Origin of the sequence: Ideonella benzenivorans (assembly GCF_020387415.1) — a bacterium.
Classification (GTDB): domain Bacteria; phylum Pseudomonadota; class Gammaproteobacteria; order Burkholderiales; family Burkholderiaceae_C; genus Ideonella; species Ideonella benzenivorans.
The window spans coordinates 443,045-455,345 of record NZ_JAGWCB010000012.1 but is presented as its reverse complement, the minus strand read 5'-3'; the positions used below and the strand labels follow the sequence as shown (position 1 = coordinate 455,345).

At 65.4% G+C, this 12,301-nt stretch carries 12 protein-coding genes and 1 other RNA gene; 8 read left to right on the top strand and 5 right to left on the bottom strand.

Going from position 1 to position 12,301, the window contains the following annotated elements; translation table 11 throughout:
- Positions 1-24 precede the first annotated feature (24 nt).
- Genes KGA65_RS14880 through gyrA form a run of 5 tightly spaced genes read right to left on the bottom strand, consistent with a single transcriptional unit; the run spans position 25 to position 6,338 of the window.
- Entirely contained in the window at positions 25-900 is an 876-nt protein-coding gene (locus KGA65_RS14880; protein WP_225864122.1) for a prephenate dehydrogenase, read from the bottom strand.
- Between the two features lie 5 nt (positions 901-905).
- Positions 906-2,021 carry a prephenate dehydratase gene (pheA, locus tag KGA65_RS14875; protein WP_225863888.1) on the bottom strand — a complete coding sequence of 372 codons (1,116 nt, stop codon included), beginning with the start codon at positions 2,019-2,021 and terminating at the stop codon, positions 906-908.
- Entirely contained in the window at positions 2,014-3,108 is a 1,095-nt protein-coding gene (serC, locus tag KGA65_RS14870) for a 3-phosphoserine/phosphohydroxythreonine transaminase (protein WP_225864121.1), read from the bottom strand. Before serC ends, pheA begins: the two co-directional genes overlap by 8 nt.
- Positions 3,109-3,141: 33 nt before the next feature.
- Positions 3,142-3,711, bottom strand: coding sequence for a DUF2059 domain-containing protein (locus tag KGA65_RS14865; protein WP_225863887.1), 570 nt, complete (start codon positions 3,709-3,711; stop codon positions 3,142-3,144).
- Positions 3,708-6,338 carry a DNA gyrase subunit A gene (gene gyrA / locus KGA65_RS14860; protein WP_225863886.1) on the bottom strand — a complete coding sequence of 877 codons (2,631 nt, stop codon included), beginning with the start codon at positions 6,336-6,338 and terminating at the stop codon, positions 3,708-3,710. The genes KGA65_RS14865 and gyrA overlap by 4 nt, the downstream gene beginning before the upstream one ends.
- A 268-nt stretch (positions 6,339-6,606) precedes the next feature.
- Between gyrA and ompA the strand changes: the two genes are divergently transcribed.
- The 8 genes from ompA (at position 6,607) to KGA65_RS14820 (ending at position 12,093) form a co-directional block, all read left to right on the top strand.
- On the top strand, positions 6,607-7,251 hold the full coding sequence (gene ompA / locus KGA65_RS14855) for an outer membrane protein OmpA (protein WP_310740975.1): 645 nt from the start codon (positions 6,607-6,609) through the stop codon (positions 7,249-7,251).
- 75 nt (positions 7,252-7,326) lie between these two features.
- The gene (gene ubiG, locus KGA65_RS14850; protein WP_225863885.1) at positions 7,327-8,028 is read left to right on the top strand and encodes a bifunctional 2-polyprenyl-6-hydroxyphenol methylase/3-demethylubiquinol 3-O-methyltransferase UbiG; all 702 of its coding nucleotides are present in this window, start codon (positions 7,327-7,329) and stop codon (positions 8,026-8,028) included.
- Positions 8,025-8,687 carry an HAD family hydrolase gene (locus KGA65_RS14845; RefSeq protein WP_225863884.1) on the top strand — a complete coding sequence of 221 codons (663 nt, stop codon included), beginning with the start codon at positions 8,025-8,027 and terminating at the stop codon, positions 8,685-8,687. Before ubiG ends, KGA65_RS14845 begins: the two co-directional genes overlap by 4 nt.
- 15 nt (positions 8,688-8,702) lie before the next feature.
- Positions 8,703-9,072: a transfer-messenger RNA gene (gene ssrA, locus KGA65_RS14840) on the top strand.
- Between the two features lie 173 nt (positions 9,073-9,245).
- Entirely contained in the window at positions 9,246-10,550 is a 1,305-nt protein-coding gene (locus tag KGA65_RS14835; protein ID WP_225863883.1) for a tyrosine-type recombinase/integrase, read from the top strand.
- A complete protein-coding gene (locus KGA65_RS14830) occupies positions 10,551-11,360 on the top strand; it encodes a hypothetical protein (RefSeq protein WP_225863882.1) in 810 nt (269 codons plus the stop codon).
- 96 nt (positions 11,361-11,456) lie between these two features.
- Complete coding sequence (locus KGA65_RS14825) at positions 11,457-11,780, top strand: hypothetical protein (protein WP_225863881.1); 324 nt, start codon at positions 11,457-11,459, stop codon at positions 11,778-11,780.
- 4 nt (positions 11,781-11,784) lie between these two features.
- Positions 11,785-12,093 carry a hypothetical protein gene (locus tag KGA65_RS14820; RefSeq protein ID WP_225863880.1) on the top strand — a complete coding sequence of 103 codons (309 nt, stop codon included), beginning with the start codon at positions 11,785-11,787 and terminating at the stop codon, positions 12,091-12,093.
- Positions 12,094-12,301: the final 208 nt, after the last annotated feature.

Sequence of the window (12,301 nt, the reverse complement as noted above, 5' to 3'; positions counted from 1 at the left end):
CTGGAGAATCGGAAGAAAGGGGCTTCAGCGCGGGCGGCCGGAGCCCATGCGCCAATGGCTGCGCGCTTCGGACACGCCGCGCACCAGGGCCTCCAGCGCATCTGCCTCGCAGTTTCGCAGCGTCTCTTCCAGCACGCCCAGCGCACCGCGGAAGAACTCGGATTGCCTGAGGATTTCCTCGCGGTTGGCAATCAGAACGTCGCGCCACATGGTCGGGTCGCTGGCGGCAATGCGGGTGAAGTCCCGGAAGCCCGGGCCGGCCAGGCGCAGGAAGTCCTCGGCCTGTTCCTGTTGCAGGATGCCGGTGAAGTAGGCGAAGGCCAGCAGGTGCGGAAAGTGGCTCACCGCCGCGAAGGCCGCGTCGTGCGCTTCGGGGGTCATCACGCGCACCCGCGAGCCCAGCGCGCCCCAGAGGGCCCGGGCCTTTTCGACCAGTTCCGGCCGGGTCTGTGGCAGAGGGGTGAGGATGACCTGCTGCTCGCGGTAGAGCTGCGCATCGGCATGCTGCACGCCGGAGAGCTCCTTGCCGGCGATCGGGTGCGCCGGCACGAAGGCGCCCACGCGGTCCTTCAGAGCGCGCCGGGCGGCATCCACCACATCGCGCTTGGTGCTGCCGACGTCCATGAACAGGGTGTTGGGGGTGACCAGGTGCCGGATGGCCTTGAAGGTCATTTCGGTGGCCGCCACCGGCACGGCAATCAGCACCACGTCGGCGCCCGAAACGGCCAGCAGGGCGCTTTCGGCCGCCTGATCGATCACGCCCAGCTGCTTGGCCCGCTCGGTGGTGGAGGGCGATTTGCTGTAGCCGATCACTCGCTCCACCAGGCCGGCTTGCTTCATGGCCAGGGCGAAGGAGCCACCCATCAGCCCGCAGCCGATCAGGCCCAGTTGCTTGAACATGGCCATCAGTGCACGTCCAGCGGGTAGGTGCCCAGCACCTTGAAGTAGGCGCAGGCACCGCGCAGCTCGCGCAGGGCGGTGGCCACCTGGGGATCGTCCGGGTGACCTTGCAGGTCGATGTAGAAGTAGTACTCCCACTGGCCCGAGCGGGCCGGGCGGGATTCGAAGCGGGTCATCGACACGCCATGCTGCTTGAGCGGCACCAGCATGTCGTGCACGGCCCCGGGACGGTTTGTCACCGACACCACCAGGCTGGTGCAGTCATGGCCCGAGGCGCGCGGCGTGGGATGGCGGTGCGGATCGGTGATGATCGCGAAGCGGGTCCGGTTGTGGGTGTCGTCCTGGATGGCCGGCGCGACCAGATGCAGGCCGTACTCGCTGCCGGCACGGGCGCTGGCGATGGCGGCCAGCTTCGGGTCCAGGCCGGCCAAGCGGGCGCCTTCGGCATTGCTGGAGACCGGGCGGCGCTCCACCTGGGGCAGGTGGGCCGACAACCAGCCGTGGCACTGGGCCAGCGCCTGCGGATGGGCCACCACGGCCTCAATGCCGTCCAGGTGGTTTTCCTTGCGCAGCAGGTTGTGCCGCACGAAAAGGCTGGTCTCGCCGATGATGAACAGCGGCGTGGTCAGGAAGATGTCCAGCGAGCGGGCGACCACGCCCTCGGTGGAGTTCTCGACCGGTACCACGCCGAAGTCGGCCGCGCCGGCGGCCGTGGTGCGGAAGACGTCGTCGATGCTGGCGCAGGGCACCCGCACGATCGAGGCGCCGAAGAAACCGAGTGCAGCTTCCTCGCTGAAGGTGCCGGCCGGGCCCAGGAAGGCCACGCGGGTGGGGGTCTCCAGCGCACGGCAGGCCGACATCACCTCGCGCCAGATTGGCGCAATGCTCTCGGTCTTCAGCGGCCCGGGGTTGAGCGTCTTCAGGCCATCAATGACCTGGGCTTCGCGTTCCGGGCGGAAGACGACCGAGCCTTCCTTCTTCTTGATCTCGCCCACCGCCAGGGCCAGGGCGGCGCGCTGGTTCAGCAGGGCTAGCAGGTCACGGTCCAGTGTGTCGATCTGCTGGCGCAGGGCCAGCAGCTCTTCCGGGATGGCGGGCGGGTTGGCTTGGGAATCAGCCATGGCGGCGGGCAAAGTCCTGGAGGTAATCCACCAGCGCCTGGGCGCCGGTGAGGGGCATGGCGTTGTACAGCGAAGCGCGCATGCCGCCCACGGACTTGTGGCCCTTGAGCTGCAGCAGGCCCGCCTCGCGTGCTCCGGCGAGGAAGGCTTCGTTGAGCGATTCATCCGCCAGGAAGAACGGGATGTTCATCCGGGAGCGGGCAGTGGGCGCCACCGGGTTGCGGTAGAAGCCGCCGTTGTGGTCGAGGTAGTCGTAGACCAACCGGGAACGGGCGATGGCGCGGCGCTCCATCTCCTCCACACCGCCCTGGCGCTGGATCCACTGGAACACCAGGCCGGCGATGTAGATGCCGTAGGTCGGCGGCGTGTTGAACATCGACTGGTTGTCGGCCACCAGACGGTAGCTGAACGCCGAGGGGCAGATCGGCAGCGCGCGGTCGAGCAGGTCCTCGCGCACGAAGACCAGGGTCACGCCCGCTGGGCCGATGTTCTTCTGGGCACCAGCAAAGGCCAGACCCACGCGCGACCAGTCGATGGTCCGCGAAAGGATGTGCGAGGAGACGTCCGCCACCAAGGGCGCTCGGCTGCCCAGCGCCTGCAGGTCAGGCAGTTCCGGATACTCGACGCCGTGAATCGTCTCGTTTGAGCAAATGTGGACGTAGGACGCCTCGTCACGCAGCTGCCAGCTGGCCACCGGCGGCAGGCTGTGGTGGCCATCGGCCTCGTTGCTGGCGGCGGCGCGGACATTGGCGTACTTGCCGGCTTCCTTCAGCGACTTCTGGCTCCACGAGCCGGTGATGACGAAGTCCACCGCGCCGCCCCGCGAGAGGTTCATCGGCACGATGGCGTTCTCACCCAGGCCGCCGCCCTGCATGAACAGGATGCGGAAGTTCGCCGGCACCTGCAGCAGGGTGCGCACGGTGCGCTCCGCCTCTTCGTAGATGGAGATGAATTCCTTGCCGCGGTGGCTCATCTCCATCACGCTCATGCCCGAACCGTGCCAGTCCAGCATCTCCTCGGCGGCCTGACGCAGGACTTCCTCCGGCAGGACGGCCGGACCGGCGGAGAAGTTGTAGGGGCGGTGCAGCGGGCTCATGCGCGGAGTGCGATCAGGGGGGGGTTACTTCTTGGCGGGCTTGGTGGCCGAGGCCGCGGGCGTGGCCGGCAGGCCCAGCTTCTTGCGCAGCGTGGCCTCCAGCGTCTTCAGCTTGGGCTCGACCGTGGGGCGGGTGTCGGCCACCAGCTTCTGCTGCATGGTGGACAGCAGCACGGGCGCCGCCTCATTGAACTTCTTGGCCGTGGGGGATTCCAGCCAGGCGATCAGCTGCTTGAGCTCGTCCTCGCTGAACTTCTCTTCCAGCACCGGCCCCATCGCGGTGGGGGCCAGCTTGGCCGCCCGGTCGCGCAGCAGGGGTTCGATGTCGTTGTAGAACTTCTTCACCTCGGCCTGCACGTCCTTGCCGACCGCTTCGCGCTTGTCGGCGGGCAGTTGGGCCACAGCGGGACCGGCGGCTTCCAGCATCTGCTGGGCCGTCTGGCCGGCGATGGTGCGCGCGACGTTGTCCACCGACGGTTGCTGGAGCTGGATGACCTTGGCCACCAGTTCCTTCTTGGTTTGGGCTTGTGCCAGACCGGCCAGCATCAGGCTGGCCGCCAGGGCGACGGACCAGCGGGTCATCTTGGGAGTCATTCGGTTGTGTCCTCGGTCGAACCGTTGGCGTCGCCTTCGGCGGCGCCGGCATCGTTCTCGACGATGCGTTGCAGGCCGCTCAGCTTGGAGCCGTCGTCCAGGGCGATCAGCGTGACCCCCTGGGTGGCGCGGCCCAGCTCGCGGATTTCCGCGACACGGGTGCGCACCAGCACGCCCTTGTCGGTGATCAGCATGATTTCGTCTTCCGGCCGCACCAGCGTGGCGGCCACGACCTTGCCGTTGCGCTCGCTCTGCTGGATGGCGATCATCCCCTTGGTGCCACGGCCGTGGCGGGTGTACTCGACGATGGACGTGCGCTTGCCGAAGCCGTTCTCGGTGGCCGTCAGCACCGACTGTGTCTCATCCTCGGCCACCAGCATCGCGATCAGCGATTGACCCTCTTCCAGGGCCATGCCGCGCACGCCGCGGGCATTGCGGCCCATCGGGCGCACATCGTCCTCGTCGAAACGCACTGCCTTGCCGCTGTCGCTGAACAGCATGACGTCGTGCTTGCCATCGGTCAGTGCCGCGCCGATCAGGAAGTCGCCCTCGTCCAGGCCCACGGCGATGATGCCGGCCTTGCGCGGGTTGCTGAAGTCGTTCAGCGGCGTCTTCTTGACCGTGCCCATCTTGGTGGACATGAAGACGTAGTGGTCCTCGGGGAAGCTGCGGAACTCGCCAGTCAGCGGCAGCACCACGGTGACCTTTTCGCCTGGTTGCAGCGGGAACATGTTCACGATGGGCTTGCCGCGGCTGGCCCGGCCCCCTTGCGGCACCTCCCACACCTTCAGCCAGTACACCCGGCCCAGGTCGCTGAAGCACAGGATCCAGTCGTGGGTGTTGGCGATGAAGAGCTGGTCGATCCAGTCGTCTTCCTTGGTGGCGGCGGCCTGCTTGCCACGGCCGCCACGGCGTTGCGCGCGGTACTCGGCCAGCGGCTGGCTCTTGATGTAGCCCGTGTGGCTGAGCGTCACCACCATGTCGGTGGGCGTGATCAGGTCTTCGGTACCCAGCTCCTGGACGTTGTGCTCGACCACCGAGCGGCGAGCGCCGACCTTGGTCTGGCCGAATTCCTGGCGCAGGGCCGTCAGTTCGTCGCTGATGATGGTCGTCACCCGGGCCGGCTTGGCCAGGATGTCCAGCAGGTCGGCGATCTGGGTCATCACCTCGCGGTACTCGCCGATGATCTTGTCCTGCTCCAGACCGGTCAGGCGTTGCAGGCGCATCTGCAGGATTTCGCCGGCCTGGTCTTCGGACAGGCGGTACAGGCCATCGGGCTGCATGCCGAACTGCATCGGCAGGTTTTCGGGACGGTAGGCGGCCGCACCGCCGGGGTTCTCGCCCTCGGCGCGCGAGAGCATCTCGCGCACCAGCGACGAATCCCAGCTTTGCTGCATCAGGGCCGTCTTCGCCACCGGCGGGGTGGGCGACTCCTTGATGATGCGGATGAACTCGTCGATGTTGGCCAGCGCAACGGCCAGGCCTTCCAGCACGTGGCCACGTTCGCGGGCCTTGCGCAGCTCATACACCGTGCGGCGGGTCACCACCTCGCGGCGGTGCTCCAGGAAGATCTCCAGCAGCTGCTTGAGGTTGCACAGCCTGGGCTGGCCATCCACCAGCGCCACCATGTTGATGCCGAAGGTGTCTTGCAGCTGGGTCTGCTTGTAGAGGTTGTTGAGCACCACCTCTGGCACTTCGCCGCGTTTGAGCTCAATCACCACCCGCATGCCGGACTTGTCGGACTCGTCCTGGATGTGGCTGATGCCATCGATCTTCTTCTCGTGCACCAGTTCGGCGATGCGTTCCAGCAGCGTCTTCTTGTTGACCTGGTAGGGGATCTCGTCAACGATGATCGCCTGACGCTGACCGCGGTCGATGTCCTCGAAGTGGACCTTGGCGCGCATCACCACCCGGCCGCGCCCGGTGCGGTAGCCTTCGCGCACGCCGTTGATGCCATAGATGATGCCGGCCGTCGGGAAGTCCGGCGCCGGAATGATCTCCATCAGCTGTTCCAGCGTCGCTTCCGGCACCTTCAGCAGGTGCAGGCAGGCATCCACCACCTCGTTGAGGTTGTGTGGGGGAATATTGGTGGCCATGCCCACCGCGATACCGGCCGAGCCATTGACCAGCAAATTGGGCAGGCGGGTCGGCAGAACCAGGGGTTCTTTCTCGGAACCGTCATAGTTCGGACCGAAATCGACCGTTTCCTTGTCGATGTCGGCCAGCATTTCATGGGCGATCTTGGACAGGCGAATTTCGGTGTACCGCATGGCCGCGGCGCTGTCGCCGTCCACCGAGCCGAAGTTGCCCTGACCGTCCACCAGCATGTGGCGCAGCGAAAAATCCTGCGCCATGCGCACGATCGTGTCGTACACCGCCGAATCGCCGTGCGGGTGGTACTTACCGATCACGTCGCCGACGATACGCGCTGACTTCTTATAGGCGCGGTTCCAGTCGTTGTTCAGCTCGTGCATCGCGAAGAGCACGCGCCGGTGCACGGGCTTCATGCCGTCGCGGGCGTCCGGCAGGGCCCGGCCCACGATGACGCTCATCGCGTAATCCAGGTACGAACGCCGCATCTCCTCTTCGAGGCTGACGGGCAGGGTTTCCTTGGCGAAAGAAGTCATGGAAGGGGGGATCCGGGAACGAGAGCAAGCCTGCAGCGGTGACGCTTTTGGGCGAAGCTTGGATTCTAAGCCGCGGCGCTTGTGGCTCTTGAGCAACAAGGAGCGCCCCATTGCACAGGCCCTGGCACACAATACGGCCAATCGGACGCCCTATGGCACAATCAGTCGTCAGTGGCAAGCGGTCCTTCCATGGGGCTGCCTGCTGTTTATCTCGCTTCCGATTTGGACATATCGCAGGCAACCTGCGGCTTTCCTTGAGAGGAGAATCATGAAGAAACTGAACAAGGTGGCGATGCTGTTTGCTGCCGCTGCGCTTGCCGCTCCCCTGTCGAGCGCCTTCGCCCAGTCGGTCGACAACTGGCGCGCCACGGACGGTACCGTCTGGAAGAACGGCACGAACGAACTGTGCTGGCGCGATTCCAACTGGACCCCGGCCACCGGCGTCCAAGGTTGTGATGGCGTGCCTGCTCCGGCCGCTCCGGCTCCGGCTCCTGCCGCCGCTCCGGCTCCTGCCCCGGCTCCGGCTCCCGCCGCCAAGCCCGCTGCCCCGACCAGCGAAAAGGTCACCTACGCTGCCGACACCTTCTTCGACTTCGACAAGTCGACCCTGAAGCCGGCCGCCAAGGAAAAGCTGGATGACCTGGTCTCCAAGACCACCGGCATGAACCTGGAAGTCATCATCGCCGTCGGCCACACCGACAGCGTGGGCTCCGACGCCTACAACCAGAAGCTGTCGGTGCGTCGCGCCGAGTCCGTCAAGGCTTACCTGGTGAGCAAGGGCATCGAAAAGACCCGCGTGTACACCGAAGGCAAGGGCGAAAAGCAGCCCGTGGCTTCGAACAAGACCGCCGAAGGCCGCGCCAAGAACCGCCGCGTGGAAATCGAAGTGGTCGGTACCCGCGCCACCAAGTAATCAGCTTCGGCTGTTTGCTGACAGAACCCCGCTTCGGCGGGGTTTTTTTATGGCGACTGCAGATAACATCCCATCATGGTGAACGCTGATCCTCAAGAACTCGACAAGTTTGGCGAACTGGCCCATCGCTGGTGGGATGCCGACGGTGAATTTGCGCCGCTGCATCAGATCAACCCCTTGCGGTTGGACTGGATTGCCTCGCAGGCCAAGCTGGAAGAGTCCGAGGTGCTGGATGTGGGCTGTGGCGGTGGCATCCTGGCCGAATCCATGGCCCGCCGCAAGGCCAAGGTGCTGGGCATCGACCTGTCCACCAAGCCGCTGAAGGTGGCCCGGCTGCATGCCCTGGAAGCCGGCGTGGCCCCACTGGACTACCGCGAGGTGGCCGTCGAGGATCTGGCGGCGGAACGTCCCGCCAGCTTTGATGTGGTCACCTGCATGGAGATGTTGGAGCACGTGCCGGATCCCGCCTCGGTCGTGAAGGCGTGTGCCACCCTGGTTCGCCCAGGCGGCTGGGTGTTCTTCTCCACGATCAACCGCAACCCGAAGGCTTTTCTGTTTGCCATCGTTGGCGCGGAGCATGTGCTCAAGCTCCTGCCCAAGGGCACGCACGAGTACGCGCGCTTCATCAAACCGAGTGAACTGGCGGCCCACATCCGCTCGGCGGGCCTGTCGGTCGAGGGCTTCAAGGGCATGGAGTACAACCCCATGACCAAGCGCTACTGGCTGTCGGCCGATACGTCCGTCAATTACCTGGTGGCGTGCCGCCGGCCGGCATGAAGACCTGTGCGGCGGTGCTGTTCGACCTGGACGGCACACTGATCGACAGTGCGCCCGATCTCGCGGCGGCGCTGAACCGTTTGCGTCAACGCGAAGGCCTGGCGCCACTGCCTTATGAGGCGTTGCGCCCCTTGGTGGGCAGCGGTGCCCGGGGCATGGTGGGCGCCGGTTTCGGACTTACCCCGGGTGACGAAGGCTTCGAGGCGTTGAAGGAGGCCTTCCTGGCGGAATACCAGGGGCAGTTGCTGGGAGAGACACAGGTGTTCGCCCAGTCGGACCGGCTGCTGTCGGTGCTGGAAGCCCGGAACATGCCTTGGGGCATCGTCACCAACAAGGCCACCCGCTATGCGGAGCCGGTGGTGGCCGGGCTGGGCCTGCGCACCCGGGCCGGCACCTTGGTGTGCGGGGACACCACGCCGCATGCCAAACCCCATCCGGCGCCGTTGCTGGCCGCCGCGGCCCAGCTGGGGGTGCCGGCGGCGCAGTGTGTCTACGTGGGTGATGACCTGCGCGACGTGCAGGCCGGGCAGGCTGCCGGCATGCGGACGGTGGCGGTCACCTGGGGCTACCTGGGCCGTGACGCTTGCGTGACCGACTGGGGCGCCGATTTGATCATCGAAACCCCAGATGCCCTCTTGAAGTGGCTGAATCTGGCCTAAACTACGGTTCATCCTGGGGCCGACCTGGTTTCGACGTGGGTGCGGAGTTGGGATAGGGCATGTCGAGCACCAGTTCGCTCGTAAAAACACTGGAACAAAGTAACTGCGAACGACGAACGTTTCGCTCTCGCCGCTTAACACCGGTGAGCTTCTCAACGGTTGGCCCATGGGCCGGGCGTGAGCCGCAAGGCAAGCGCTGAGAAGTCATTCACATGGGCTGGTTCCCCGGTTGGCCATGGGCCAGGGAACGAGATCAAGTGGCTGGTGCATCCGGTAGCGTGCTGCTGCGCGACCGGGGGCATGAGAACCAAATCAGTCAGCTAAACATGTAGATCTACCTGGCGATGGCTTGCGGACGGGGGTTCAATTCCCCCCGGCTCCACCACTTACCCTCACACTTAGGTGTGAAAACGATCAAGGCCCTAAGTAAATCAACGACTTAGGGCCTTTTTCTTGTCTGCATGGGACCAGGTTCGTCCCAGTTCATCCAGGGGCCGTGAGGGTAGCTTTGAGGGTAAGTGGCCCTATGTGAGGGTAGGTGCTGCTAGAGTTACCCTCATGGCAGCCCTGAACCTCCTCTCTGACAAGGCCATCCGTGCGGCCTGCAAGCGTGCGCTCGACACCGGGAATGGCGAGCGACTGGCGGATGGGGGAGGGCTCCGCTTGGATGTTCAGGCGTCGGGAGTGGGGTGGTGGCGTCTGCGTTACCGCTTCGGTGGTCGCCAGTCCATGCTCTCCCTGGGCGTCTATCCGGCAGTGCCCCTGACGCTGGCCCGCCAGCGACGTGATGAGGCCCAGGCGCAGATCGCGACGGGGATCGATCCCAGCGACGTCCGCAAGGCCGACAAGTCCACCAAGGCGGCAGCCGCGGAGGTGACGCGCATCGTGGAGGCCGGGTTGCCCGTGCCTGGCACGTTCGAGGCGGTGACCCGCGAGTGGCTGAGCACGGTGCATCGCGCCAAGGTGAGCGCCAGCCATGCCAACCGCACCGAGACGCGCTTCGAGCAAGACATCTTCCCCTGGCTTGGCACCCGCCCCCTGGCGGATATCGAAGCGCCGGAACTGCTGGCGGTGTTGCGCCGAGTCACCGGTCGCGGCGCCATCGAGACGGCTCACCGCGCCAAGGATGCCTGCGGGCAGGTCTTCCGCTACGGCATCGCGGCAGGCTACTGTCAGCGCAACCCGGCTGCCGATTTACGCGACGCCCTGCCGCCCGTCCAGACCAAACACTTGGCCGCCATCGTGGATCCCCGGCAGGCCGGCCAACTCCTTCGCGACGTGGCCGACTACAACGGCCACCCGGTCACGCGGGCCGCGCTGGCGCTGTCGGCCCTGTTGCTGCTTCGTCCGGGGGAGCTACGGCAGATGGAGTGGGCATGGGTGGATCTGGAAACCGCGACCCTGACCGTGCCGGGGGAGGTGATGAAGCGCAAGAAGGCTGACAAGGAGAACGGCCCACCACACGTTGTGCCGCTGGCATCCCAGGCTGTGGCCGTCCTGCGCGAGTTGCAGCCGCTGACCGGTGCCACGCCCTTCGTCTTTCCGTCGGTCACCTCGCCAAAGACCCGTTGCATGAGCGAGAACACGGTGCGCAGTGCGCTGCGCCGCATGGGGTACGGCAATGACGACATGACCGCTCATGGCTTTCGTGCCATGGCGCGCACCATGGCCGCGGAGCGCCTGGGTATTGCCCCGGAGGTGATTGAGGCGCAACTGGCTCACGCAGTGCCCGACGCCCTCGGCCGCGCCTACAACCGGACCCAGTATCTTGAGCAGCGGCGGGCCTTGATGACCCAGTGGGCGGACTACCTGGATGCCTTGCGCGAAGGAGCCAAGGTGCTGCCGTTCAAGGAGGTGGCGTGAATGGCCAAGAAGGGAGAGCCTGCGGAACCTCTCTATGGACGCGAGCTGTTTTCGATCATCGCGAAGACGTACCTCGGCGACATGGGGGCGGGCTACCTGGACATCCGCGATACAGGTGTATGGCTGATATCTGATGAGCCAGGAACTCCCTTTAGCTGGGCGCCGGCATGTGACCTTGAAGGGCCAGGTGCGCCCTATCCCTTTAGCTCTCCAGCATTACCGTTCCCTTTCACGGCAAAGCAGCTGGCAGCATGGATGCTGGGGGGCTGGGGAAGCCTAGTTGGCGAGGCAGTTTTTGACAGCGACCCTGACGCCGACGCCCTAGCGAACGCTGAACGTGCTCTCCTTCGCCTAGGGCACTGGAGCCGTGAGGCACGGGATGTGCTGATGCAAGCCTATGACGAGCGTGCGCAGGCGTCTCGTGCGGTGGCGCTGATGATGAAGACCGTTGCAGGCGATGAACGGGGCATTGCCGCCGCCGCCTGCTTCGAGCGCGGCGATCCCTTTTGCGTCTCTGAAGCACTGCACGATTACACGTCGTCTGCACTGCGAAAGTCTCTGGTGCGGCAATTGCTCGAAAAGCAACCAGAAGGCGAGTCAAAAGGCAGTACTTCGCATGTGCACAAGGCGGCGGCGGTTCACATGAACGAAATCAAAAATCGGCACTACAGGGAGGGAGACAAGAGGATTCCTGCCCTGTGGCAAGCGTGCCAGGCTCGCGGAATGAGCAAGAGGGCTGCTGCCTCAGAAATTGCTGAGAGCATCCAGCAGGCGGCTGGAACGGTGTATCGAAAGTTGCTCGATCTGTAGACACACACTGTGCGTATATTGCCGCTCACTGTGCGGGCCTAGGCCATTTCGGACGTCGCGAGGACGATGACCCCATCGAAACAAATGGGGTCACAAATGACCGGAAACGAAGGCAAGCGGGGTATTGGCGACGACTTGACGTCCGTCGCGCTGATTGATGCACGCACGGCTGCCAGAGTAGGCAGCATGTCCTTGAGCTGGTGGCACGCCGAGGTCGCTGCCCGTCGCGCGCCTCAGCCGGTCATCCGCCGGCCCCGCTGCACGCGGTGGAGCTTGGCGGACGTGCGTGCCTATTGGGCGGCACTGGCCGAGCAGGGCGCGCAAGACACCGCCGGTGCAGCCCGGCTGTTCGCCACCACTCAGAAGGCGACAGCGGCAGCCATCGCGAAACGGGCCAAGTCGGCCGGGGCAGGGGAGTGAGGCCATGGTCGGCACAACCCCATGCAATCGCACCTGGTCGTCTGGAGATGCCCAGCGGCCCGTGCGTCGATTCAGGCGGCTGCGTGGTGAGCTGCTGGGCTACGAACACATCCAAGGGTACTGGCGTGCTTCTGCAGCCATCGAGGGGGCAGGCTTCTTTGCCGTGGTGTGGGAGGCGCATGGCGTCACCTTCTGGGCTGCGCTGCATGACTTCGTGCCCGAAGCCCAGTGCCGCCTGATCCGCGAATGTGAGCGGGCCGACCGAGATGCTGGCCTTCTTGTCGTGTGGCCCAACAGAAGGGGGATGCTTTGAGCGTCGAAGTGTCATCCGTCGTGTGGGCACACTCCAGCCACAGCGGGGCCGAGCTGGTACTGATGCTGGCCATTGCCGAGCGGGCAGACCCCGCGGGCTGGGCATGGCCGAGCGTCAACGATCTGGCCACGCGTTGCCGTACCACCCCGCGCCATGCCAACCGCCTCTTGGCGGCAGTGCGGGCTAGCGGAGAGCTGGAAATTCATCT